The sequence below is a fragment of the Arthrobacter oryzae genome (genome assembly GCF_030718995.1).
In the GTDB taxonomy this organism is placed as follows: Bacteria; Actinomycetota; Actinomycetes; order Actinomycetales; family Micrococcaceae; genus Arthrobacter; species Arthrobacter oryzae_C.
Map to the genome: position 1 here is coordinate 3,384,400 of NZ_CP132204.1, position 23,295 is coordinate 3,407,694.

A 23,295-nucleotide genomic window follows, 5' to 3' on the forward strand; every position below is an offset into this window, starting at 1 on the left:
CCATGTCTGCCTTTCGTACCCACGGACGCGGCCACCTGCGCGGCCCGGTGGTGGTTATCGGAACGGGACTGCTGGGGACCAGCATCGGCCTCGGACTCCGGGGCCGCGGCGTCTCGGTGTTCCTGTCCGACCCGTCACCCACCAACCAGGCGGTCGCCGTCGATATCGGGGCAGGCCTTCCGTTGTCGCGCCTTGGCGACGAGCAGCCCGAACTCGTTGTCGTGGCCGCTCCGCCGGACGTTACAGCGGACGTGGTGGAGCGCGCACTGACTGAGTACCCGGCCGCAACCGTGGTGGACATCGCCAGCGTCAAGGCCGGCATCCTGGCCGACCTTCGGGGGCGCGGCGTGGACCTTGCCCGCTACGTGGGCACACATCCGATGGCCGGCCGGGAAAAGTCAGGGCCCGTGGCGGCCCGCGGTGAGCTGTTCACCTCCATGCCCTGGGTAGTTTGCCCTTCCGGGGAAACGTCGCCCGGTGCCCTGCTGGCCGCCCGTGCCCTGGCCACGGACCTCGGTGCCGTGGTCACGCAGTTCGGCGCAGAGGAACATGACCACGCTGTAGCGCTCGTGTCGCACCTTCCCCAGGTGATGTCATCGCTGGTGGCCAGCCGGCTGCAGGGTACGCCCCTGCACGCCCTGTCCCTGGCCGGAAACGGCTTGCGCGACGTCACCCGCATCGCGGCCAGCGATCCGACGCTGTGGGTCCAGATCCTGGGCGCCAATGCGGGCCCGGTGGTCGAGATCCTGCACGGAGTGCGGGAGGACCTCAACCGCCTGATCGGCACGCTTGAAGATCCTGCCGCCCCCGGTGCCCGCCTGGACCTGGCCCAGCTAATCAGTGAGGGAAACGCCGGGCAGTCCAGGATTCCCGGCAAGCATGGCGGACCGCCGCAGGCGTATTCCTGGTTGACCGTCCTGGTGGACGACCGGCCGGGGCAGATCGCCCGCCTCCTGACGGAGATCGGCGAAATCGGGGTCAACCTCGAAGACCTGCGGCTGGACCATTCGTCCGGGCAGAATGTAGGAATGGTGGAACTGTCGGTTTTGCCCAACAAACATGATCTGCTCATCGAAGCACTCAACGACCGTGGATGGCGGGTACTGCAGTAATGACACAGGAACTCATTGACACCGTGCCCATGCTTCGCCAGGGCAGGCCGCTGGTGGTTGCCATCGACGGCCCTTCCGGGTCCGGAAAGTCCAGCGTCAGCAGGGAAGTGGCACGACGCCTCCGACTGGCCTACCTGGACACGGGCGCCATGTACCGTGCCCTGACCTGGTACTGCCTGGACCGGGGCATCGACCTGGGCGACGCAGGGGCCATCGAGCAGGCCTCCGAGGACCTGCCGCTGGACGTCAGCACCAGCCCGAACGAGGACTACGTCCGGGTCGGCGGCACCGACGTCACGCAGGCGATCCGGGAACCGGCAATCTCCTCAGCCGTCAGTGCCATCGCCACCACTCTCGGTGCGCGGAAGGAACTGGTGCGCCGGCAACGTGAACTGATCGAGGTCCACCACCGCCGCATCGTGGTCGAAGGACGCGACATCACCACCGTCGTCGCTCCCGGCGCCGAAGTCCGCATGCTGCTGACTGCCAGCGAGGAGGCCAGGCTGCGCCGCCGGGGCGTCCAGCTGGGCGGTACGCAGAGCGCCGAGCAGCTGGCGGCCCAGGTCACCCAGCGCGACGCCAAGGACTCGACCGTCGTCAACTTCACCACGGCTGCGGACGGTGTCGTCACCCTGGATTCGTCGGATCTGGACTTCGACGGCACCGTTGACGCGGCCCTGGGTATCGTCAACAAGGTCCTCAACCGTGACTGACGCAGGGGGCACCCGTCCCGTCCGGGCGCAGGCAGGCGGCGGCGGCGTACTCCCGGGCGGATGGACAATGGCCTGGAGCCGGCCGGTCGGATGGATCCTGGACCATGTGGTCTACCGGACCACAGTCCACGGACGGGAGAACGTTCCCGTTGAAGGTCCCGTGATCTTCGCCGGCAACCACATCAGCTTCCTGGACGGGCCGGTGATGTTCGGCGCGTCACCGCGCCCCATGCACATACTCGTTAAGAAGGAAATGTTCAAAGGCTTCCTCGGGGGCGTCCTCAAGGCTTCGGGCCAGCTTCCGGTGGACCGTTCAGGCGACCGTGCCGCGCTGCAGCTCAGCAAAAGCGCGCTCGACGCCGGCCGGTGCGTCGGTATCCTCCCCGAAGGAACGAGGGGGAGCGGTGAGGCCACCACCATTAACAACGGGGTTGCCTGGCTTGCGCTGAACTCCGGCGCGACCGTGGTTCCCGTGGCCATCCTGGGCACCAGGATCGCCGGCGAACACCTCGACGCCGTTCCGCGGCCGGGCCGGCGGCTGCACGTCAGTTTCGGCAAGGCGCTGGCTGTGGGTCGCAGGCCCGGCGAGACAGGGCGTGTTTCAATGGACAGGGCGGGAAATGAGATCCGCGCTGCGTTGGCACGGCATGTCCAGCAAACGATTCAACTCAGCGGGCAGCCCTTGCCCGGCGCGGATTCCCCGCAAAAACGTCATGAAGAAGTAGCCGGGACGCCGGCAGATCACCACTAAGGAAAGTGCAATGAGCGATACGACTCAAGCCTCCGGCAAATTTGGCGCCGGCGAAGACGAATACACGCCCACCGGCACGGACCAGGTGGCGGAGCATCTTGCTGCCCTGGACGATGACGAGGCAGAGCTTCGAGCCGCCTCCCTCCGGGCCGGCCTGGACGACTACGAACTGGATGAGGAAGACGCCGCCCTCCTGAGCGGCCACTATGACGACCAGGACTTCGACGGCCCGGTCAAGCTCGATCCGGTGCTGGCCATCATCGGCCGACCCAACGTGGGCAAGTCCACCCTGGTGAACCGTATCCTCGGCCGCCGCGAAGCCGTGGTGGAGGATACCCCCGGCGTCACGCGCGACCGGGTGATGTACTCGGCCACGTGGAACGGCCGGAACTTCACGGTCGTTGACACCGGCGGCTGGGAGCACGATGCCCGGGGCATCCACGCCCGGGTCGCAGAGCAGGCCGAGATGGCCGTGGAACTCGCCGACGCCGTGCTGTTCGTCGTCGACTCCGCCGTCGGCGCCACCGCCACGGACGAAGCGGTCGTCAAAATGCTCCGCAAGTCCAAGAAGCCGGTCATCATGGTGGCCAACAAGGTGGACGACTTTGCGCAGGAAGCCGACTCGGCAACGCTCTGGGGCCTCGGCTTCGGCGAGCCGTACCCGGTTTCGGCACTGCACGGCCGGGGCGTCGCCGACCTCCTCGACCACGTAATGGACACCCTGCCTGAGTACTCAACGATCGAAGGGCTGGAGCGCTCCGGCGGCCCGCGCCGTATCGCACTGATCGGCCGTCCGAACGTGGGCAAGTCCTCCCTGCTGAACAAGCTGGCGGGCTCTGAGCGCGTTGTCGTGGACAACACCGCCGGCACCACGCGCGACCCCGTCGATGAATTCATCGAACTCGGCGGCCGCACCTGGCGCTTCGTCGACACCGCCGGCATCCGCCGCCGCCAGCACATGGCGCAGGGCGCGGACTTCTACGCCTCGCTGCGTACGCAGAGCGCCCTCGAAAAGGCCGAGGTCGCCGTCGTGCTCCTCGCCGTGGACGAAGTGCTCAGCGAACAGGATGTCCGCATCCTGCAGCTGGCCATTGAATCCGGCCGCGCACTGGTTCTCGCGTTCAACAAGTGGGACCTGCTGGATGACGAACGCCGCACCTACCTGGAACGTGAAATCGAGCAGGACCTGGCCCACGTGGCCTGGGCGCCGCGCGTGAACATTTCGGCGCTGACCGGCTGGCACAAGGACCGCCTGGTTCCTGCGTTGGACACGGCACTGGAAAGCTGGGACAAGCGCATCCCCACCGGGCGCCTGAACGCCTTCCTCGGCGAGCTCGTGGCTGCGCACCCGCACCCGGTCCGCGGCGGCAAGCAGCCCCGCATCCTCTTCGGCACCCAGGCTTCCAGCCGCCCGCCGAAATTTGTCCTGTTCACCACCGGATTCCTGGACCCGGGATACCGCCGCTTCATCACCCGGCGCCTCCGCGAAACCTTCGGTTTCGAGGGAACGCCCATTGAGGTCAACATGCGCGTCCGTGAAAAGCGCGGCAAGAAGCGTTAATCACGGCACACGTTGCATGTGTCACACAGAAAGTGTCACTTGCACCCTCTGACATCGTGTAAGCTTTTCAAGGTGGTTCGGCCGGACTGCTTAGGTGAAAATCGCAGGGAAACCTGGGACGCCACCGAAGCGGAGAACGGCGGGACTAACGGGCTGTAGCGCAGCTTGGTAGCGCACTTGACTGGGGGTCAAGGGGTCGCAGGTTCAAATCCTGTCAGCCCGACCAGCAGGAAAAACCGCTCCGTTTCCGGGAATCATCCCGGGACGGGGCGGTTTTTCTTTGTGCCGGTATGGCGCCCTACTTCAGGAAACGGGACGTCCTCCGGTCCGCCAGGATCTTGCCGCCTGTCTGGCAGGTCGCGCAGTACTGCAACGCCCTGTCGGCAAAAGACACTTCACGGATGGTGTCCCCGCAGACGGGGCACTCCTCACCGGTCCGGCCGTGGACGCGCATGGTGTTCCGCTTCGCGTCCTTCAATTCGTTGGGCGCCTTTCCCACAGCCTCCGCCACCGCCTGGCCCAGGATGCTGTGGACGGAGTCGTAGAGGACGCGGACGGACGCCGGGTCCAGGGACTTCGCGATGGCGAAGGGGGAGATCCGCGCCGCGTGCAGGATTTCGTCGCTGTAGGCGTTTCCGATGCCGGCGATCACTCCCTGGTTCCGTAACAGTCCCTTAATCTGCTGGGTGCTCGCGGCGAGAATGTCAGCAAAAGCATCAAGGCCGAACGAGTCGCTCAACGGATCGGGGCCCAGGGTGGCGACCGCCGGGATCTGTTCCGGGTCCCGGACCACGTAGAGTGCGAGGCTCTTCTTGGTGCCTGCCTCGGTGAGGTCGATCCCTATCTGTACAGTGCCGCCATCGGCGTCCGGCCGGTTCCTGGTGAACTCCAGCCGCGCAGCGATGTACCCCTTGCCCCGTGCCAGCACGGCATGCGAGGGCGATTCCGTGTACCTGAGCCAGCCGGCCTTGGCCAGGTGGAACGCGAGATAGATTCCATCAGTGTCCAGGATGATGAATTTTCCCCGGCGCTGGACACCGGAGATGGTGCGGCCTTCCAACGCCGTATATGGCGGGTCTGCCGTCTTGAGTACCGCGAAGGACACGATCTGGATTTTCGTCAGTACAGCTCCACGAAGCCGGGCGCCCAGGAAAGCGCTCAGCCCGGCCACTTCGGGAAGTTCTGGCATGTCACTACTGTGCCACAAGGGTCCCGACAACGGCTCCCTGCCGCGGCTATCGATGTGCATATACTTTCAGCGGCGGCTTGTTCTGCAGACCTCCGTTGACATTGCTGATTGACCAATATTCGTGGTTGACCCGATGAAAGGCCCCTGATGAGCAACATTCCCGAAGACCTGTCCTACACTGCCGAACACGAGTGGGTTTCGGCCCCCAACGCCGAGGGCGTAGTGCGCGTAGGCATCACCGATTTCGCCCAGGACGCCCTGGGTGACGTCGTGTATGCGCAGATGCCCGAAGTCGGCACCAAGGTCGCCGCGAACGAGGTCGTGGGCGAGGTTGAGTCCACGAAGAGCGTGAGCGACATCTATGCTCCCGTGAGCGGCGAAATCGTCGCCAGGAACGAGGCACTGGACACCGATTCGGCACTGATCAACAGCGATCCTTACGGCGAAGGCTGGCTCATCGAGGTCAAGCTCGCGGAGGCCGACGCGGTGGAGTCCCTGCTCAGTGCATCGGAGTACGAACAACAGGTAGGCTAAAGATAACCGGCATGTCGGGCCGGCTGCTGAGCGATCAGCAGCCGGACGGTACGCCGGTAGTACCGGATCTGCCAGGCTTTTCCGGAGGGCACGCGTTGTTTGCAGGGGGACATCTGCAACGGAAGAGGAGGAATCCATGGTTGGTCACGAGAATAGCCACAACGTTGGTGATTACGGCACGGGCGGAGTGAAGGCTTCGGAGACCACCTCGATTCATCTCACGCCGATCCGTGATGAGCCGACCATTGCGCCCAAGCTGTCTCCGGAGGAGCGGGTAGCCGTTGAGGCCCTTCCGTTCGGTTCGGCGCTGCTGGTGGCCCACAGCGGACCCAACACCGGTGCGCGGTTCCTGCTGGACTCCGACGTCACCACTGCCGGGCGGCACCCGGACGCGGACATCTTCCTTGACGACGTCACGGTCTCCCGCCGCCACGTGGAATTCCGTCGGACGGCGCGCAGCTTCGAGGTCGTTGACACCGGCAGCCTTAATGGAACCTACGTCAACCACGACCGCGTGGACAGCGTGGAGCTCAAGTCCGGCAATGAAGTCCAGATCGGCAAGTTCCGGCTCACTTTCTACCTCAGCCCTGCCCGCGCTGCAGGCAACGTCTGATCCCGGGGTAGTTGCCTGTGGCTCTGGCACAACCGGAACGGCGCGGACCCCAGGTCCTGAACATCGGGGAAGTACTCGCGCAACTGAGTGACGACTTCCCCGGCATGACTGCGTCCAAAATCAGGTTCCTTGAAGAAAAAGGCCTGATCAATCCGCAACGCACGCCGGCCGGCTACCGGCAGTATGCGGACACGGATGTGGAGCGGCTGCGCTTCGTGCTGGCTCTCCAGCGCGACCAATACCTGCCGCTGAAGGTGATCAAGGACTACCTTGACGCAATCGACCGCGGCGAACGCCCGGAGAACCTGCCGCCGGGCGTCACTGTGTCCCCGCGGATCGTGTCGGACGAACTCGCCACCGAACTGCAGAACAAGGTGCGCAGGCTCAGCGAGGACCAGCTGCGGGCCGAGTCCGGCGCCAGCGTGCCGCTGCTGCGGTCGTTGCTGGAATTCGGGCTGATCGGCCACGTCAACGGGAAGTTCGATGAGCACGCCCTGCAGGTGGCCCGTGCGTGCGTCCAGCTGGAAAGCCACGGCCTCGAACCTCGCCACCTGCGGCCGTTCCAGGCCGCCGCAGAGCGGGAGTTCGGCCTGGTGGAACGTGCCGTGGCGCCGCTGACCTCCCGCAAGGACGCCGCATCCCATGCCCGGGCCGCCGAGGCAGCCCGGGAGATCAGTGATCTCTGCCTGACGCTGCACCGGGCCTTGGTGCAGGACCGTATATCGCGAATGGATATCTGATGATTGAAGTCGAGATCGTAGGCGTGAGGATCGAACTGCCGTCGAACCAGCCGCTGGTGCTGCTTCGCGAAATCCACGGCGAACGGCACGTGCCCATCTGGATCGGAACCCCTGAAGCGAGTGCCATCGCGTTGGCCCAGCAGGGTGTGGTGCCGCCGCGGCCCATGACGCACGACCTCCTGATCGACGTCGTCGAATCGTTGGGCCACTCCATCGTCAGCGTCAATATCGTCGCCGTCGAAGACAACATCTTCTACGGACAGCTCCAGTTCGAAGACGGCACCACCGTGAGCTCCAGGGCCTCGGACGCTCTTGCCTTGGCCTTGCGGGCCAAGTGCCGCATCTGGTGCGCGGACTCGGTGATGGATGAGGCCGGTGTCCGGATTACCGAGCACGATGAAGGTGAAGACACCGAGCCTGGCCCAACCGTGGATGAGGAGCGTGAACTGCGACGCTTCCGTGAGTTCCTCGACGACGTGGAGCCGGAAGACTTCGACGGCTAGGGTCACTTTAAGGTTAAAGTTGAGGCTGAAAGTTTCGACACACCCCTCAAAGAGGGCCAACGTCTTTGACCTTGGGCCCTGGCAGGCCTAACGTCGAACATATCAAGTTCCCATTGCATACAACAGCCGCGCAAGTCACACTGGAATGTGCAGCTCCGGCTGAAATTACACAGATGAATTTCGGATCTGTGATCGCTGTTGCTGCAACTTCCTTAGGGGAGCATACGACGAGGAGGGTCCACGTGAGTCCGAAAGGCGAAGCAGGCGAGCTAAAGCAGGCTTCAACGGCAGGCGTAGCCCTGCCTGCGAGCGGTGCTCAGGGCCTCCTCTTCACGGAAGACCTTCCTGTCCTGGACGAGGACGCCGGCTACCGCGGACCGACAGCCTGCAAGGCCGCAGGCATCACCTACCGCCAGCTCGACTACTGGGCACGGACAGGCCTGGTAGAGCCCGCAGTTCGCGGCGCCGCCGGTTCCGGCTCGCAGCGGCTCTACGGCTTCCGCGACATCCTGGTGCTGAAAGTTGTCAAGCGGCTGCTGGATACGGGCGTTTCACTGCAGCAGATCCGTTCCGCCGTCGAACACCTGCGCGAACGCGGCGTTGAAGACCTCGCCCAGATCACCCTCATGAGCGACGGCGCGAGCGTCTATGAGTGCACGTCCGCGGATGAGGTCATTGATCTGGTCCAGGGCGGCCAGGGCGTGTTCGGAATCGCCGTCGGTCGGGTGTGGCGCGAAGTGGAAGGCAGCCTCGCAGCGCTTCCCAGCGAGCACGCCGTCGAACAGTCCTTTCCGGACGATGAACTCAGCAAGCGTCGCGCTGCCCGCAAGACAGGCACCACAGGCTAGCACCCCCACCCTCAGCAGAAAGGCCGCCTTCCGGAAGGAAGGCGGCCTTTCTGCGTTCAGTGCGCGTGAAGGCTACGGGGAAGGCATTCCACCTACCGGAGGCTCCGTTCCCGGAGTGCCCCGGCGGGATCAGAACCGTTGGAGGCCAGGAGGTTGTCAAGAAGAGTGTTGAACATGCTGGCCGCATTTTTCGCCGAATCGCCGGGCCAGTGGTGTACGGAATGCGCCGCACCCTGGATCTGCTGCCAGTTTGCCTGCTCCGGGATGTGGGGTGTCAGCAGCAGTTCTCCGAACATCGACTGCATTTCCGCGAGGCGGAACGCGTGTTCGGACGAACCCGATCGGACACGGTTCGCAATGATGCCGGCGGGGGAGAGGTTGGGGGCGAACTCCTGGCGGAACAGCTGGATGGCCCGCATGGTGCGCTCCGTGCCCGCCACGGAAAACAGCCCCGGTTCTGCAACCAGGGCCACCTTGTCGCTGGCGGACCACGCCATCCGGGTGAGCCCGTTCAGCGAGGGCGGGCAGTCCACCAGGATCAGCTGGTACTTGTCCGTGCCGGCCAGGACCGCTGACAACCTGCGCAGGTCCCTGCGGCCAAGGTCAGGCCGATCGTAAATGCCCGTATATGCGGAACCCACAGCGACGTCCAGGACGGCGGGCTTGGCTCCGTTGTAGTTTTCCCGGGCCACCCAGCTGCTGGTGACGACGTTCTCGGCAAGCTTCGCACGTCGGGGGCTCTTCAGCATCCGGCCGATGTCCAGTTGGTCATCCGGCTGGACGCCCAGTGCCGTACTGGCGTCCGCATGCGGATCAAGGTCCACCACGAGGGTTGGGATGCCGGCGGCCAGGGCCGCAGATGCCAATCCGGTGGTGACGGAAGTTTTGCCGACCCCGCCTTTGAGGCTGCTGATGCTGACTACTTGCACTTGAAAAACCAATACCTAACGCCGGTTGCCGTGTTGGGGTAGTGCCGGCTCCGGCTCCCCGGAGCGGAGGGCGCGCGTAAGCACCCCCAACTCATCATATGTTGCCGCGGTGATGAATCCCGCTTCATCCGGCGTGTGCGCGGCACATCCCGAGCCATTCCATGCGGACGACGGAGGCCGGAATCGGCGGGGCCTGCCTAATCCTGCCTCCATGACGGATAATTCTGTGATGGTCGACACAATGATTTGTGTTTCCACACACCCGTCTTACACACTGTGACCACTTACCGATACACCCGCGATGATGCAGGAGAAGTATGTTTTCCAAGATTCTGGTGGCTAACCGCGGCGAAATCGCGATCCGCGCCTTCCGTGCCGGCTACGAGCTGGGCGCCAAGACGGTTGCCGTGTTCCCCAACGAGGACCGTAACTCCATCCACCGCCAGAAGGCTGATGAAGCGTACCTGATCGGCGAGGAGGGCCATCCCGTCCGCGCCTACCTCGACGTGGATGAGGTGGTCCGGGTCGCCAAGGAATCCGGCGCCGACGCCATCTACCCCGGCTACGGATTCCTCTCGGAGAATCCCCGCCTGGCCCGGGCCGCTAAAGAAGCCGGCATCACCTTCGTCGGCCCTCCGGCCGAAGTCCTTGAGCTGGCAGGAAACAAGGTTGCCGCCTTGGAGGCGGCACGTGCCGCGGGTGTTCCCGTCCTCAAGTCGAGCCAGCCCTCCAAGGACCTGGACGAACTGATCGCGGCCGCGGACGAGATCGGCTTCCCCATCTTTGCCAAGGCCGTGGCCGGCGGAGGCGGGCGCGGCATGCGCCGGGTGGACACCCGGGACGCGCTGCCCGAAGCACTCCAGGCTGCCATGCGCGAAGCCGACGCCGCGTTCGGCGACCCCACCATGTTCCTGGAACAGGCCGTGCTTCGCCCCCGCCACATCGAGGTCCAGATCCTGGCCGATGCCGAGGGCAACATCATGCACCTCTTCGAACGCGACTGCTCCATCCAGCGCCGCCACCAGAAGGTCGTGGAAATCGCGCCGGCCCCCAACCTGGACGAAGGCATCCGGCAGGCGCTTTACCGCGATGCCGTGAAGTTCGCCAAGGCCCTCAACTACGTCAACGCCGGAACTGTGGAGTTCCTCGTGGACACCGTCGGCGAACGTGCCGGCCAGCACGTCTTTATCGAAATGAACCCGCGCATCCAGGTGGAGCACACAGTCACCGAAGAAGTCACGGACGTGGACCTGGTCCAGGCGCAGCTGCGCATCGCCTCCGGCGAGACGCTGGCCGACCTGGGTCTCTCCCAGGAGACGGTCCAGCTCAAGGGTGCGGCCCTCCAGTGCCGCATCACCACGGAGGACCCGGCCAACGGCTTCCGGCCCGACGTCGGAAAGATCACCGGCTACCGTTCCGCCGGCGGCGCCGGTGTACGGCTCGACGGCGGCACCGTGTACTCGGGTGCCGAGATCAGCCCGCACTTCGACTCCATGCTGGTCAAGCTGACCTGCCGCGGCCGTGACTACCCCGCGGCAGTGGCCCGCGCCCGTCGCGCCCTGGCGGAATTCCGCATCCGCGGCGTCTCCACCAACATTTCCTTCCTGCAGGCCGTCCTGGATGACAAGGACTTCATCGCCGGCGATGTGGCCACCAACTTCATCGACCAGCGCCCCGAGCTGCTCAAGGCCCGTGTCTCCGCGGACCGCGGCACCAAGCTGCTGACCTGGCTGGCTGAGGTGACCGTCAACAAGCCCAACGGGGAACTCACGGTGCACTCGAACCCTGCGGCCAAGCTGCCCGCAGTGGGGGAGACCCCTGCGCCGGAGGGCTCACGCCAGCGGCTGCTCGAGCTGGGTCCTGAAGGCTTTGCCAAGGCCCTGCGCGCGCAGAACGCCGTCGCCGTGACGGACACCACGTTCCGTGATGCACACCAGTCCCTGCTGGCCACCCGGGTCCGCACCCGCGACCTGGTGGCGGCAGGCCCCGCCGTGTCCGCTCTGCTTCCCGAGCTGCTGTCCGTGGAAGCCTGGGGCGGTGCCACATATGACGTCGCCCTGCGGTTCCTCGGCGAGGACCCCTGGGACCGGCTTGCCGCGCTGCGCAAGGCACTGCCCAACATCTGCCTCCAGATGCTGCTCCGCGGTCGCAACACCGTGGGCTACACGCCGTACCCCGAGGAAGTCACCGTTGCCTTCGTCAACGAGGCCGCCGCTACCGGCATCGATATCTTCCGGATCTTCGATGCCCTCAACGACGTGAACCAGATGGCTCCCGCCATCCGCGCTGTCCGGGCCACCGGCACCGCCGTCGCTGAAGTGGCCCTTTGCTACACGGGTGACATGCTGGATCCCGACGAAAACCTGTACACGCTGGATTACTACCTGGGGCTGGCGCAGAAGATCGTTGACGCCGGTGCCCACATCCTCGCCATCAAGGACATGGCAGGGCTGCTGCGTCCGGCGGCCGCTGCCAAGCTTGTGGCGGCCCTGCGGGAACGCTTCGAACTCCCGGTCCACCTGCACACCCACGACACCGCAGGCGGCCAGCTGGCCACACTCCTGGCGGCAGTGGACGCAGGGGTGGACGCCGTGGACGTCGCGTCGGCTTCCCTGGCCGGCACCACCAGCCAGCCCTCGGCGTCGGCGCTGGTCGCCGCCCTGGCAAACACGCCGCGCGACACGGGCCTGGACCTGGGCAAGGTCAGCTCGCTGGAACCCTACTGGGAGGCCGTGCGGCGCGTCTACGCACCATTCGAGTCGGGGCTACCGGGCCCCACGGGCCGCGTCTACCAGCACGAGATCCCCGGCGGCCAGCTCTCCAACCTGCGGCAGCAGGCGATGGCCCTCGGGCTGGGTGAACGCTTCGAGGCCATCGAGGACATGTACACTGCAGCGGACCGCATCCTGGGCCGCCTCGTGAAAGTCACTCCGTCCTCCAAGGTGGTTGGCGATCTCGCCCTGCACCTCGTCGGCCTCAACGCTGATCCCGCGGACTTCAACGAAAACCCGCAGAGCTATGACATCCCGGATTCCGTCATCGGCTTCCTGTCCGGCGAACTGGGCGATCCTCCCGGAGGCTGGCCGGAGCCGTTCCGCACCAAGGCCCTCCAGGGCCGGAGCATCAAGGTGCGCGACGCCGAATTGAAGGCCGAGGACAGCGAAGCGCTGAAAGGTGACTCCAAGACCCGGCAGCAGACCCTCAACCGGCTGCTCTTCGAAGGTCCCACCAAGGACTACCAGAAGAGCGTGGAGACCTACGGCAACCTGTCCGTCCTGGACACCCGCGATTACCTCTTCGGCCTCCAGCGCGGCGCGGAGCACGAGATCGAGCTTGAGAAGGGCGTGCGCCTGATCGCCTCCCTCGAAGCCGTATCGGAGCCCGATGAGAAGGGCATGCGCACCGTCATGTGCACGCTCAACGGCCAGTCCAGGCCGGTGGTGGTCCGCGACCGGTCCGTGGTCAGCAACGTCAAGGCAGCAGAGAAAGCGGATGCCAGCCAGCCGGGCCACGTCGCCGCACCGTTCGCCGGAGCCGTGACACTTACCGTCAAGGTGGGGGACGCCGTCAACGCCGGCGATACAGTTGCCACCATTGAGGCCATGAAGATGGAGGCGTCCATCACGACGCCGGTGGCCGGAACGGTTGGACGCCTCGCTGTCGGTGCCGTGGAACAGGTCCAGGGCGGGGACCTGCTGCTCGTCGTCGAGTAAGGCAGCAAGCCGGGCAAGACAATAAAAGGGGAGGTCCTCCCGGTTCAGTGTGAACCGGGAGGACCTCCCTTTTGTTGTACCGGCAGACCCTTTAGTGCTGTCCGGACGGCTCCGTTCGGGCCGGGCGGGGAGAAGCGTACATCTCCCCGATGACCGCTTCGAAGTCCTTCATCACCTGGGCCCGCTTGACCTTCATGGACGGGGTCAGGTGGCCGGAAGCCTCCGTGAAGTCGGACGGCACAATCCGGAACGACTTGATGGCTTCAGCCTGGGACACGGACTGGTTGGCGCGGGTGATGAGGTCCTGGACGGCGGCCTTGACCACAGGGTGGTCCGCGGCTTCCGCGAGGGTGGTGGAGGCCGGCAGGCCGTGCCGCTGCAGCCACCCTGGCAGGGCTTCCTCGTCGAGGGTCACCAACGCGCCGATGAACGGCATGTTGTCGCCGACAACGAGCACTTGCGAAACCAGGGCGTCGGCACGGATCTGGTCTTCGAGCAGGGCAGGCACCACGTTCTTGCCGCTGGCCGTCACGATGATTTCCTTCTTGCGGCCCGTGATGGTCAGGAAGCCGTTATCGTCCATTTGTCCGATGTCGCCGGTGCGGAACCATCCGTCCACGAACGTGTCGGCCGCCAGGTCATCGCGCTTGTAGTAGCCGCGCATCACGCAGACGCCCTTGGCGAGGATTTCGCCGTCGTCGGCTATTTTCACCGCATTCCCCGGCAGGGGAGCCCCGACCGTGCCGATCCTGATGAGGTCAGGCGTGTTCACGGTGATCGGAGCCGTGGTCTCGGTCAGGCCGTAGCCTTCGAGGATCTGCATGCCGATGCCCTGGAAGAAGTGCCCCAGGCGTTCGCCCAGCGGGCCGCCGCCGGAAACGGCGTGGGCCACCTGGCCGCCCATGGCTGCGCGCAGCTTGCTGTAGACGAGCTTGTCAAACAGCGCGTGGCGGAGCTTGAGGCCAAAACCGATCGACCCGGCCTGGCGGGCGCGGGAGTAGGCGATGGCGGTGTCGGCTGCCTTGTGGAAAATGGCGCCCTTGCCACCGTCCTCCGCCTTCGTCATGGCCGAGTTGTAGACCTTTTCGAACACGCGCGGCACCGCCAGGATGAACGTGGGCTTGTAGCTCTGCAGATCCGGCAAAAGGTGCTTGATGTCCGGAGTGTGCGCCACCGTAACGCCGGCCGCCACGGCAAGGACCGAGATGAACCGGGCGAACACGTGGGCCAGCGGCAGGAACATGATGGTCCGCGCTTGTTCGTGGACAATGCCGGACAGCGAAGTGGCCAGCGCGTTCTCCGAAAGCTCCACGAAGTTTCCGTGGGTCAGTTCGCAACCCTTGGGCCTGCCGGTGGTGCCGGAGGTGTAGATGATCGTCGCCACGTCGGTAAGCGAAGCCTGGCTCCTGCGGGCTTCCAGGTCGTCGTCACTGACTGCGGTTCCGGCGGCGCGGAGTTCGTCCAGCCCCGCGCCCTCCAACTGCCAGACGTGGGCCAGGGAGGACAGCCCCTCGGACGTGGCGGCCTGCCGGATGACGTCCTCGTGGTGCGCCGACTCGCCGAACGCGGCAACGGCCCCTGAATCGCCCAGGTTCCAGGCAACCTGGCTGGGCGAGGATGTTTCGTAGATGGGCACGGAGACGCCGCCGGCGAACCAGATGGCAAAATCCACCAGCGCCCATTCATACCGTGTGCGGGACATGATGCCCACGCGGTCGCCGGCCGCGACGCCGCTGGCCATAAGGCCCTTGGCAAGCACGCGGACGTCGGCGAGGAAATCGGTGGCGGAAATGTCCTGCCACTGTCCGGCGGCATCGAGCCGCGAATACAGGGAAGGGTTCGAGGCCTTGGCGGCCTGCCGCAGCACCAGGTCGGTGATGTTGGTTTCCGGGGGTACATTCACCAAGGGCGGAACACTGAATTCGCGCACGATAGCTCCTTTGTTATCCATAGACCCGCAGGGGGTACTGCTAACACTAGTACGCCAGCTGCGGAGGTGTGTTCTGTTTCACCTACTGGCGAGTAACTTTACGGTTAAGGGCCCGGCAGCCGCCACCCCCGGCCCTACGGCAGGCGTGTCCCGCGGGCGGGCCGCGCCGGAATATAAGGGGCGGGCAATAGAATGGGGAACCATGCATACTCCTTCGCCCGGCGCCGCGCCCAGACCCTTTCGACGGACGGCCGCCTGGCGGCGCAGGAAGCCTGCGGGGCAGGAAGTGCTGGCAGCAAGCCAGACCTTCCGTGAGCACCTCCGGCTGGGGCGCAAGGGCCTGGCCATCGGCGTCGATATCGGGGGCACCAAGGTTGCCGCCGGCGTAGTGGATGCCGACGGCAGGATCCTGAGCCAGGCAAGGCGCTCCACTCCGGGGAACGACCCCCGGGCAGTGGAACAGGTGATTGTGGAACTCGTGGAGGAGCTGAGCCGCGGCCACCGCATCTGGTCAGTGGGAATCGGCGCGGCCGGCTGGATGGACCTCGACGGCGGGACGGTGCTGTTCAGCCCGCACCTCGCCTGGCGCAATGAGCCCCTGCGGGACAACCTCCAGCGCCTGCTGCGCCGGCCGGTCCTCCTGACGAACGACGCCGACGCCGCCGCATGGGCGGAGTGGCGCTTTGGTGCCGGGCAGGGACAGAACCGGCTCGTGTGCATCACGCTCGGCACCGGCATCGGCGGTGCCATGGTGATGGACGGCCGGGTGGAGCGCGGACGTTTTGGCGTCGCGGGCGAATTCGGCCACCAGATCATCATGCCCGGCGGCCACCGCTGCGAATGCGGCAACCGCGGCTGCTGGGAACAATACGCATCCGGAAACGCCCTCGGCCGCGAAGCCCGCGAGCTGGCTGCCGCCAATTCGCCGGTTGCACAGGAACTCCTGAAGGCCGTGGACGGGCAGGTGGACCGGATTACCGGAGTCATCGTGACGGAACTGGCCAAGGCGGGGGACCCCACCTCCCGGGAACTGCTGGAGGACGTCGGAGAGTGGCTGGGGCTGGGGCTCGCCAACCTGGCGGCCGCATTGGATCCGGGCAAGTTCGTGATCGGCGGAGGCCTGTGCGACGCCGGCGAACTGCTGGTGGCGCCGGCCCGGAAGGCTTTTGCCCGGAACCTGACCGGCCGCGGATTCCGTCCGGCAGCCGAAATTGCCTTGGCAGCGCTGGGGCCCAACGCCGGGCTGATCGGCGCCGCAGACCTGTCCCGGGTCAGCAGCCGGATGCACGGCTAACCGGGAAGTCAGCAGCCCTCAGCCGGACAGTTAAACCCGGGCGCCGTCGTCGTGCTCGTCCTTTTCCTGCGGCAGCTGCATGATCAGGTAGATCACCGACAGCACGAAGGCAGCGACAATTCCCAAAATTGCCATCAGTGGCGCCGAGCGCCAGAACATGGCGGCGAGGACCAGGGCGACGGGTCCGCCCACTGCCCCCAGCCAGGCCAGCATGGTGAGGGGATCGGTGCCGGCCAGGCTCGGCGGTTCTTCCGGAATGAACGGCTCGTCGTCCTCGGCCTCATAGTCGCGCGGTCCGTTGACTGCGCGTGCGCTGTCCGTTGCTGCGTTGTCCCTTCCGGTGTCATCCGCGCCCGGGAGCGGCGCCCGCGCAGCAGCCTGCCGTTCGGATGCCGAGGGCTCGGCCGGAGCGGTGCCGGAGAGGCCCAGCGGATCGAAGTCGCGGAAGGGCCGTCTCCGGGGTCCGCCATCATCCCCGGCCGGAGCGGGCGTGTCGGTGGCCGGGGCGTCCGAGCCCTCGAGCCGGGCAACCAGGTCGAGCCATACGGCATCGTCCTGGTTGGCGCTTTGGTCCGAGGAGTTGGAGTCGGATCTGGTCATCGGCTGTGTCCTTCAGGGCTGGCAGGGGAAGCGTCGATGTTTCCGGCAACACCGTGTCCGGACACGACCGCGCGGATGAAGTCCGCGGTCCCGCTGAAGATCCGGTCGGCATCATGGTCCAGGGTGGCCACGTGGTAGCTGTTTTCCAAGGCAGTCACCTGCAACGGGGCGTTGGTGAGGCCCCGGCGCAGAGCCAGGATGCTCGAGTCGGACACCACATGGTCCACTGTGGAGCGGAACACGCGCACGGGTGCGGTGATCCGCGGAAGCAGCCGCCGGGTGTCCTTGAACATCTTGTTGAGCTCGTGGGCCGCCGCCACCGGTGTCCGCGGGTAGGCGCCCTCGTCCGTGTCCGGTTTGAGGATGTCGTTCGCGATGGCCGGCGTGCTTTTCATGACCAGCTTCAGGATTCCGGCAAGCGGCGCCCGGGGATCGTCAATGACCAGGCCCGGGTTGACCACAATCGTGCCCGCCACCGGGCGCAGCGCCGCCACCCTCAGGGCCAGGGCCCCTCCCATGGACAGGCCGGCCGAAAACACATGGTCGCATTCCGCTTCGAGCTCCAGGTAGGCGGCGTCGTAGGCGGCATACCAGTCCTGCCAGCGGGTCCTGGCAAGTTCCTGCCAGCTGGTGCCGTGCCCCGGCAGGAGGGGCATCCGCACGGCAAAGCCGGCCTCGGCCAGCGATTGGGCCCAGGCCCGCACGCCGTGCGGGCTTCCGGTAAAGCCGTGGGAAACCGCAACGCCGATCGATGGCCCGTCGCCGGTGAAAGGGGTACTCAAAGTGCTGTGGTCGGCGATGCTCATGATGTCTCCGAAGGTACGTGATGCGGCGCGTGCTTGTGGAAGAAGATGGTCGAATCCTTGAAGATCGCAGGGGCGTCGTTGTCCAGCGTGGCCACATGTCCGCTGTGGGGCAGTGGCACCACCTGAAGCTCGGCCGAGCCCAGCCGGCGCCGGATCATTTCAAGGGAGGTCGGCGGCACGACGTCGTCCGTGTCCGACTTGAACACCAGGACCGGGGCGGTGACACGGGGCAATCCACGGCGGGTGGCAGCGAAAAGCTTCTTCAGCTGGTGGACAGCGGCCAGCGGAGTCTGCGAATAGTCGCCGTCGTCAGTGACGGCCGCGGTGGGGTTGGCCTCCACGATCGGCAGGGTGGTCCGCTGGAAGTACTTCAGGATGCCGATGACCCGAACCCTGCGGTCGTAGAAGCTGAGCCCGGGATTGACCACGACCACGCCGGCCACAGGGTGGCGGGACGCGGTGCGCAGGGCGACGGCGCCGCCCATGGAGAGCCCGGCTACGTAGCAGGTGTCGGTCCGGTCCGCGAGTTCGAGATAGGCGGCCTCAAACGCTCCGGACCAGTCACGCCAGCCCGAACGGGCCAGCTCGCGCCAGTCAGTCCCGTGCCCGGGCAGGAGGGGGACGGAGACGGCGAACCCCTGCTCCGCGAGGTGCAGGGCCCATGGCATGACGCTGAGTGGACTCCCGGTGAAACCGTGGCAAATGGCAACGCCGATCCGGGAGTTGGGTCCATGGCCGGGGTAGCTGAAAGCGGCAGGCACCGTCGGTTTGCTGCTTTCTCTCATATGCCCATCGTGTCATCATTCGGCACAAATCTCACTAGAGTAGGGTTGCATTGAAGTCCTGGCCGGACCCGACGGAGGGCCGGCCAGACGCCTTCCGGAGAGGTACACCACGTGTTTTATTGGTTCATGAAGACGTTCGTCCTGGGGCCGGTGCTCAAGCTCCTGTTCCGGCCCTGGGTCAAGGGGCTGGACAACGTTCCGGCCGACGGCGCCGCCATCCTGGCTTCCAACCACCTGTCGTTCTCCGACTCCATCTTCATGCCCCTGATGGTCCCTCGTCCCGTGATCTTCCTGGCCAAGTCGGAGTACTTCACCGGCACCGGGCTCAAGGGCCGGCTGACGGCACTCTTCTTCCGCCTGACAAACCAGCTCCCCATGGACCGGTCCGGGGGAGCGGCCTCCGCGGCTTCGCTCAACGCCGGCATGGACGTCCTCTCGCACGGGTCGCTGCTGGGCATTTATCCGGAAGGAACCCGCAGCCCCGATTCGAGGCTTTACCGCGGCAAGGTCGGTGTCGCCAAGCTCGCCCTGCAGGCTAGGGTTCCGGTGATCCCCGTTGCGATGATCGGGACGGACAAGGTCCAGCCGATCGGCAAACGGATGCCGAACATCAGGCGCATCGGCATGATCTTCGGCGAACCGCTGGATTTCAGCCGCTACTACGGGATGGAAGATGACCGCCTGATCCAGCGGTCCGTCACCGACGAAATCATGTATGAACTCATGCGCCTGTCCGGGCAGGAGTATGTGGACGAATACGCGGCGGTGGTCAAACTGCGGCTGGCGGGCAAACCCACCAGTGACGGCACCGGTTCAGGCGACGGCGCCGGCGCCGGCGGCACCGGGCCCGCGGAGCCCGGAAAAGCGTGACGGGGTTCTGTGACGGAACTTCTGGCCGAATGACGGGTGCGGTGCGGAAACCCGGATGCGGGAACTAGTCTTGTAGTGTGACTGAGCTATCTGCAAAACCTGCCTCCCTGCTGACCAGTACTGCCCAGAGCGGTGCCGCCAACTATCCGGGACTGGACCACTGGCGGGAACTGCCGGTTTCCCAGCAGCCCAGCTGGCAAAACAAAGAGGTTTTTGACGCCTCCGTGAAGGAACTCTCCGTCCTTCCGCCGCTTGTCTTCGCCGGCGAGGTGGACATCCTTCGCGAAAGGCTCGCGGCTGCTGCGCAGGGCAAGGCGTTCCTGCTCCAGGGCGGGGATTGCGCCGAAACGTTCGAGGCAGCAACGGCGGACAAGATCAGCGCGAGGGTGAAGACCATCCTGCAGATGGCCGTCGTCCTGACATACGGCGCTGCGATGCCGGTCATCAAAATGGGCCGCATGGCGGGACAGTTCGCCAAGCCGCGCTCCTCCAACGACGAAACGCGCGACGGGGTGACCCTCCCGGCCTACCGGGGCGACATCGTCAACGGCTACGATTTCACGCCGGAATCCCGTGCCCACGACGCCGGCCGGATGCTGAAGGCCTATCACACGTCGGCTTCCACGCTGAACCTCATCCGGGCCTTCACGCAGGGCGGCTTCGCTGACCTGCGCCTGGTGCACCACTGGAACAAGGGCTTCACCGAGAACCCGGCCCACGCCCGCTACGAGTCACTGGCACGCGACATTGACCGGGCCATCAAGTTCATGGCTTCCTGCGGCGCCGACTTCGAGGCCTTGAAGCGCGTCGAGTTCTTCGCGAGCCACGAGGCGCTGCTGCTTGACTACGAGCGCGCCCTGACCCGCATTGATTCCCGCACGGGACTCCCGTACGACACCTCGGCGCATTTCCTCTGGATCGGCGAACGCACCCGCGAACTGGACCACGCCCACGTCGACTTCCTGTCCCGCGTCCGCAACCCGATCGGCGTCAAGCTGGGCCCCAAGACCTCCGGGGACGACGCCCTAAGGCTCATCGACAAACTGGACCCGGACCGCGAACCCGGCCGGCTGACCTTCATCACCCGGATGGGCGCGGGCAACATCCGTGAGAAGCTCCCCGCCATCGTTGAGAAGGTCACGGCCTCCGGCGCGCAGGTTCTGTGGGTCACCGACCCCATGCACGGCAATACCGTCACATCGCCCAACGGCTACAAGACCCGCAACTTCGACGACGTCATCGACGAAGTGCGCGGCTTCTTTGAGGTCCATCACTCGCTGGGAACCGTTCCGGGCGGCCTGCATGTCGAGATGACCGGGGACGACGTGGCGGAGTGCCTCGGCGGCGCCGACCCCATCGACCAGGAAGCCTTCCTGGACCGCTACGAATCAGTCTGCGATCCGCGGCTGAACCACATGCAGTCCTTGGAGATGGCCTTCCTTGTCGCAGGGGCGCTGTCCAAGCGCTGAGCCGCTGGCTGCCAGCGTGAAGAACAGCTGAGGGACGCAAAAGCTCCGCCCGGTACCAGCCGGGCGGAGCTTTTTCGTAGTAGGGGTTTGAGTCGTCCGTCAGGCCGGAGCCTTCCGTCAGACGACGGTGAGCGTGATGACGGAACCCTCGGGCACCTGTTCGTTTACCGGGTCCTGGTCCCGCACTGTTCCGAAAAATCCGCCCAGGATGTTGTTCACCCGGACTTCGAATCCGAGTTTCTCCAAAGCCTTGCGGGCATCACCGGCCTGTTTGCCGATGTAGCTGGGAACCTCCACGAGCTTGGGGCCCTTGGACACAGTGAGGGTGACAGGCTTGCCCCGGGTGAGCGTACCGGACGACGGGTCCTGCGCCACGACGGCCCCCTTGGGTACCTTCTTGTCGTTGACCGTTTCGGGCGAAATGACGGCCGTCAGTCCCGCGGCCTCAAGGGCCTTGACCGCCGCACCCTGCTCCTGGCCGCGCACGTCCGGGACGGCAATGGGTTCGGGTCCCTTGGAGACGGTCAGGCTGACGGGCGTGCCACGCCGGGCGGGGGTGGCAGCCGCCGGGTCCTGGGCGAGGACGGTACCTGCCGGCTCAGTTTCGTTGTAGGTCTCCGTGACGGTGCCCAAGGCCATCTCGGCCCTGTTGAGATCGTTCTTTGCCTCGTCCAGGGACTTTCCCGCCATTCCTGGCAGGGGAAAGAGCTGGGGCCCCTTGGAAACGAACAGCGACACCACCTGGAACTTGCGGATTTCCCGCCCCGCTTCAGGCTCAGTGCCCACGACGAGACCGGACCGGATGTCGTCGTCGAATACGTCCTTGGTGGTGGACTGGAACCCCGCGGTGCCCAGCAGTTGCTGGGCCTCGGCCACGGTTTTGTTGGCAACCCGGGGAATGGTCCCGGGCGAGCCGGGGCCCATGCCGAAGAACCAGCCGGCGCCCGTTGCCAGCAGGGCGGCGATCACCAGGATGATGATCCAGAGGATGCCGCGACGACGGGGGTTCCCTTCGCGGAGGGACCGCACCGGGGTTGATGCCGCCTTCGACTGCGCCCGTGCGGCGTCGCGGTCCTGTTTGCGGAGCGCCCGTTTGCTCAGGGGGACGGCGGTGTCCGGCCCGTCATCGTCTGCGTCCCCGAAAGCGGGTTCCGGGTCCGAGGGGGCAGCCAGTGCGCCGAACTGGCCCGGCCGCCGTCCCGACGCCGAAAGCACCGTCGTGGGATTGCTTTGGCGGGTGATGATTTCGGTGGGATGTTGCCCGGCGGACAGGATTTCCGTTTGGTCCTGGCGGCCGGGGGACTGCGGCCCGGACTGCTCTTTGCCGGACGGAGGGGTGGCGGGAGGGGGTCCAGGCGGGCGGAGGCCCGCCGGAGCATGGGCGACGGCGGCGATGGCCGCAGGGGGCTGGAGATCAAGTTCCGCGTCGGTCAGGTTGGTACGGATGTGCCTGAGCTCCGCGAGGAGCGCGTTGCCGTCCACCGGGCGCTGTTCGGGGTCCCTTGCCGTGCACCACTGCACCAGTTCGTCCACTTCGGCAGCCAGCCCCGGAACCACCGCCGAGGGGGCCTCCACCGAGGAATTCACGTGCTGATAGGCCACCTGGATGGGGACCTCGCCGTCGAACGGCTGCTTGCCGGTGAGCATTTCGTACAGCATGATGCCCACCGAGTAGATATCGCTGCGGGCGTCCGCCTGCCTGCCGAGCACAAGCTCCGGTGACAGGTAGGCCACAGTGCCGATCAGAGCGCCGGTGCTCGTTGAGGTGGTGACCGCGCGGGCCAGGCCGAAGTCACCGACCTTGATCCGGCCGTCGTCGGCGATCAGCACGTTTTCAGGTTTGATGTCCCGGTGGATCAGTCCCGCCGCGTGGGCGGCTCCGAGTCCTTCCACCACGGGGTCGATCAGTGCCAGTGCGAGCCGGGGCGACAACGCCCCCTTCTCCTTGATGACGTCCCGGAGCGTGTGGCCCTTGATGTACTCCATCACCAGGTAGGCAGTGTGCCCGTCGCTGCCCTGGTCAAGGACGCCCACCACATGGGCATGGGACAGCTTGGCCGCCGCTTTTGCCTCCCGGCCCAGCCTGTCCAGGAAGTTGCCGTCATTGACGAGGTGCGGATGCAGGACCTTGAGTGCAACGTCGCGCTCCAGCCTCTGGTCCGTAGCAAGGTAAACGGTGGACATGCCGCCGCGCGCCAGCCTGGACTGAACCCGGTAGCGGTTGTCCACCAGCGTTCCAACGAGGGAGTCCGACACTTTTTCCTGCACCCTACGATCCTAAGTGCTACAAGGAAACGGGCCCGAATCGACATGCGATCCGGACCCGTATCGTTAC

At 65.8% G+C, this 23,295-nt stretch carries 20 protein-coding genes and 1 tRNA gene; 14 read left to right on the forward strand and 7 right to left on the reverse strand.

From position 1 onward, the window contains the following. Positions 1 to 2 precede the first annotated feature (2 nt). The 5 genes from Q8Z05_RS15455 to Q8Z05_RS15475 all read left to right on the forward strand — a co-directional run bounded on the left by Q8Z05_RS15455 (position 3) and on the right by Q8Z05_RS15475 (position 4,363). Positions 3 to 1,112, forward strand: a complete 1,110-nt coding sequence (locus Q8Z05_RS15455; protein ID WP_305940478.1) for a prephenate dehydrogenase — start codon at positions 3 to 5, stop codon at positions 1,110 to 1,112. Then, positions 1,112 to 1,825: a (d)CMP kinase gene (gene cmk, locus Q8Z05_RS15460; protein WP_305940479.1), complete on the forward strand. Its 714-nt coding sequence runs from the start codon at positions 1,112 to 1,114 to the stop codon at positions 1,823 to 1,825. Before Q8Z05_RS15455 ends, cmk begins: the two co-directional genes overlap by 1 nt. 67 nt (positions 1,826 to 1,892) lie before the next feature. Further along, complete coding sequence (locus Q8Z05_RS15465; RefSeq protein WP_305943589.1) at positions 1,893 to 2,576, forward strand: lysophospholipid acyltransferase family protein; 684 nt, start codon at positions 1,893 to 1,895, stop codon at positions 2,574 to 2,576. A 10-nt stretch (positions 2,577 to 2,586) separates the two neighbouring features. After that, positions 2,587 to 4,137, forward strand: a complete 1,551-nt coding sequence (gene der / locus Q8Z05_RS15470; protein WP_305940480.1) for a ribosome biogenesis GTPase Der — start codon at positions 2,587 to 2,589, stop codon at positions 4,135 to 4,137. A 149-nt stretch (positions 4,138 to 4,286) separates the two neighbouring features. Then, positions 4,287 to 4,363: transfer RNA gene (locus tag Q8Z05_RS15475), tRNA-Pro, on the forward strand. A 72-nt stretch (positions 4,364 to 4,435) separates the two neighbouring features. On the opposite strand, the gene Q8Z05_RS15480 is transcribed toward Q8Z05_RS15475, so the two are convergent. Next, positions 4,436 to 5,326, reverse strand: a complete 891-nt coding sequence (locus tag Q8Z05_RS15480; RefSeq protein ID WP_305940481.1) for an Fpg/Nei family DNA glycosylase — start codon at positions 5,324 to 5,326, stop codon at positions 4,436 to 4,438. 147 nt (positions 5,327 to 5,473) lie between these two features. On the opposite strand from Q8Z05_RS15480, the gene gcvH reads away from it, so the two are divergent. From gcvH to Q8Z05_RS15505, 5 genes are all read left to right on the forward strand, one after another. Next, the gene (gcvH, locus tag Q8Z05_RS15485) at positions 5,474 to 5,860 is read left to right on the forward strand and encodes a glycine cleavage system protein GcvH (RefSeq protein ID WP_305940482.1); all 387 of its coding nucleotides are present in this window, start codon (positions 5,474 to 5,476) and stop codon (positions 5,858 to 5,860) included. Positions 5,861 to 5,996: 136 nt separating this feature from the next. Next, positions 5,997 to 6,473: an FHA domain-containing protein gene (locus Q8Z05_RS15490; protein WP_305940483.1), complete on the forward strand. Its 477-nt coding sequence runs from the start codon at positions 5,997 to 5,999 to the stop codon at positions 6,471 to 6,473. A gap of 23 nt (positions 6,474 to 6,496) precedes the next feature. Then, entirely contained in the window at positions 6,497 to 7,213 is a 717-nt protein-coding gene (gene ftsR / locus Q8Z05_RS15495) for a transcriptional regulator FtsR (protein WP_043430536.1), read from the forward strand. Beyond that, positions 7,213 to 7,716, forward strand: a complete 504-nt coding sequence (locus Q8Z05_RS15500; protein WP_011691403.1) for a bifunctional nuclease family protein — start codon at positions 7,213 to 7,215, stop codon at positions 7,714 to 7,716. Before ftsR ends, Q8Z05_RS15500 begins: the two co-directional genes overlap by 1 nt. A 242-nt stretch (positions 7,717 to 7,958) precedes the next feature. After that, a complete protein-coding gene (locus Q8Z05_RS15505) occupies positions 7,959 to 8,564 on the forward strand; it encodes a MerR family transcriptional regulator (RefSeq protein WP_305940484.1) in 606 nt (201 codons plus the stop codon). A gap of 92 nt (positions 8,565 to 8,656) precedes the next feature. Here the strand turns inward: Q8Z05_RS15505 and Q8Z05_RS15510 are convergent, their stop codons facing one another. After that, complete coding sequence (locus Q8Z05_RS15510) at positions 8,657 to 9,493, reverse strand: ParA family protein (protein WP_305940485.1); 837 nt, start codon at positions 9,491 to 9,493, stop codon at positions 8,657 to 8,659. A 317-nt stretch (positions 9,494 to 9,810) separates the two neighbouring features. Between Q8Z05_RS15510 and Q8Z05_RS15515 the strand changes: the two genes are divergently transcribed. After that, positions 9,811 to 13,206, forward strand: coding sequence for a pyruvate carboxylase (locus Q8Z05_RS15515; protein ID WP_305940486.1), 3,396 nt, complete (start codon positions 9,811 to 9,813; stop codon positions 13,204 to 13,206). 91 nt (positions 13,207 to 13,297) lie between these two features. Here the strand turns inward: Q8Z05_RS15515 and Q8Z05_RS15520 are convergent, their stop codons facing one another. Further along, complete coding sequence (locus Q8Z05_RS15520) at positions 13,298 to 15,136, reverse strand: AMP-dependent synthetase/ligase (RefSeq protein WP_305940487.1); 1,839 nt, start codon at positions 15,134 to 15,136, stop codon at positions 13,298 to 13,300. Between the two features lie 202 nt (positions 15,137 to 15,338). Between Q8Z05_RS15520 and Q8Z05_RS15525 the strand changes: the two genes are divergently transcribed. Then, positions 15,339 to 16,430 (forward strand): ROK family glucokinase, encoded by a 1,092-nt coding sequence (locus Q8Z05_RS15525; protein ID WP_305940488.1) that lies wholly within the window; start codon positions 15,339 to 15,341, stop codon positions 16,428 to 16,430. Between the two features lie 30 nt (positions 16,431 to 16,460). On the opposite strand, the gene Q8Z05_RS15530 is transcribed toward Q8Z05_RS15525, so the two are convergent. Genes Q8Z05_RS15530 through Q8Z05_RS15540 form a run of 3 tightly spaced genes read right to left on the reverse strand, consistent with a single transcriptional unit; the run spans position 16,461 to position 18,621 of the window. Continuing rightward, positions 16,461 to 17,030: a hypothetical protein gene (locus Q8Z05_RS15530; RefSeq protein ID WP_305940489.1), complete on the reverse strand. Its 570-nt coding sequence runs from the start codon at positions 17,028 to 17,030 to the stop codon at positions 16,461 to 16,463. Further along, complete coding sequence (locus tag Q8Z05_RS15535; protein ID WP_371745865.1) at positions 17,027 to 17,836, reverse strand: alpha/beta hydrolase; 810 nt, start codon at positions 17,834 to 17,836, stop codon at positions 17,027 to 17,029. The genes Q8Z05_RS15530 and Q8Z05_RS15535 overlap by 4 nt, the downstream gene beginning before the upstream one ends. Then, positions 17,833 to 18,621 (reverse strand): alpha/beta hydrolase, encoded by a 789-nt coding sequence (locus Q8Z05_RS15540; protein ID WP_305940490.1) that lies wholly within the window; start codon positions 18,619 to 18,621, stop codon positions 17,833 to 17,835. The genes Q8Z05_RS15535 and Q8Z05_RS15540 overlap by 4 nt, the downstream gene beginning before the upstream one ends. Before the next feature lie 111 nt (positions 18,622 to 18,732). Between Q8Z05_RS15540 and Q8Z05_RS15545 the strand changes: the two genes are divergently transcribed. Beyond that, positions 18,733 to 19,491, forward strand: a complete 759-nt coding sequence (locus Q8Z05_RS15545) for a lysophospholipid acyltransferase family protein (RefSeq protein ID WP_305940491.1) — start codon at positions 18,733 to 18,735, stop codon at positions 19,489 to 19,491. Positions 19,492 to 19,568: 77 nt separating this feature from the next. Next, positions 19,569 to 20,960, forward strand: coding sequence for a class II 3-deoxy-7-phosphoheptulonate synthase (locus Q8Z05_RS15550; protein ID WP_305940492.1), 1,392 nt, complete (start codon positions 19,569 to 19,571; stop codon positions 20,958 to 20,960). A gap of 117 nt (positions 20,961 to 21,077) precedes the next feature. Here the strand turns inward: Q8Z05_RS15550 and Q8Z05_RS15555 are convergent, their stop codons facing one another. Further along, positions 21,078 to 23,228 (reverse strand): Stk1 family PASTA domain-containing Ser/Thr kinase, encoded by a 2,151-nt coding sequence (locus tag Q8Z05_RS15555; protein ID WP_305940493.1) that lies wholly within the window; start codon positions 23,226 to 23,228, stop codon positions 21,078 to 21,080. Between the last annotated feature and the right edge of the window lie 67 nt (positions 23,229 to 23,295).

Excerpts from the sequence above, each read along its gene's own strand:
- Q8Z05_RS15455 (WP_305940478.1), top strand. The coding sequence starts at position 3 with ATGTCTGCCTTTCGTACCCACGGACGCGGCCACCTGCGCGGCCCGGTG.
- cmk (WP_305940479.1), top strand. The coding sequence starts at position 1,112 with ATGACACAGGAACTCATTGACACCGTGCCCATGCTTCGCCAGGGCAGG.
- Q8Z05_RS15465 (WP_305943589.1), top strand. The coding sequence starts at position 1,893 with ATGGCCTGGAGCCGGCCGGTCGGATGGATCCTGGACCATGTGGTCTAC.
- der (WP_305940480.1), top strand. The coding sequence starts at position 2,587 with ATGAGCGATACGACTCAAGCCTCCGGCAAATTTGGCGCCGGCGAAGAC.
- Q8Z05_RS15480 (WP_305940481.1), bottom strand. The coding sequence starts at position 5,326 with ATGCCAGAACTTCCCGAAGTGGCCGGGCTGAGCGCTTTCCTGGGCGCC.
- gcvH (WP_305940482.1), top strand. The coding sequence starts at position 5,474 with ATGAGCAACATTCCCGAAGACCTGTCCTACACTGCCGAACACGAGTGG.
- Q8Z05_RS15490 (WP_305940483.1), top strand. The coding sequence starts at position 5,997 with ATGGTTGGTCACGAGAATAGCCACAACGTTGGTGATTACGGCACGGGC.
- Q8Z05_RS15500 (WP_011691403.1), top strand. The coding sequence starts at position 7,213 with ATGATTGAAGTCGAGATCGTAGGCGTGAGGATCGAACTGCCGTCGAAC.
- Q8Z05_RS15515 (WP_305940486.1), top strand. The coding sequence starts at position 9,811 with ATGTTTTCCAAGATTCTGGTGGCTAACCGCGGCGAAATCGCGATCCGC.
- Q8Z05_RS15525 (WP_305940488.1), top strand. The coding sequence starts at position 15,339 with ATGCATACTCCTTCGCCCGGCGCCGCGCCCAGACCCTTTCGACGGACG.
- Q8Z05_RS15530 (WP_305940489.1), bottom strand. The coding sequence starts at position 17,030 with ATGACCAGATCCGACTCCAACTCCTCGGACCAAAGCGCCAACCAGGAC.
- Q8Z05_RS15535 (WP_371745865.1), bottom strand. The coding sequence starts at position 17,836 with ATGAGCATCGCCGACCACAGCACTTTGAGTACCCCTTTCACCGGCGAC.
- Q8Z05_RS15540 (WP_305940490.1), bottom strand. The coding sequence starts at position 18,621 with ATGAGAGAAAGCAGCAAACCGACGGTGCCTGCCGCTTTCAGCTACCCC.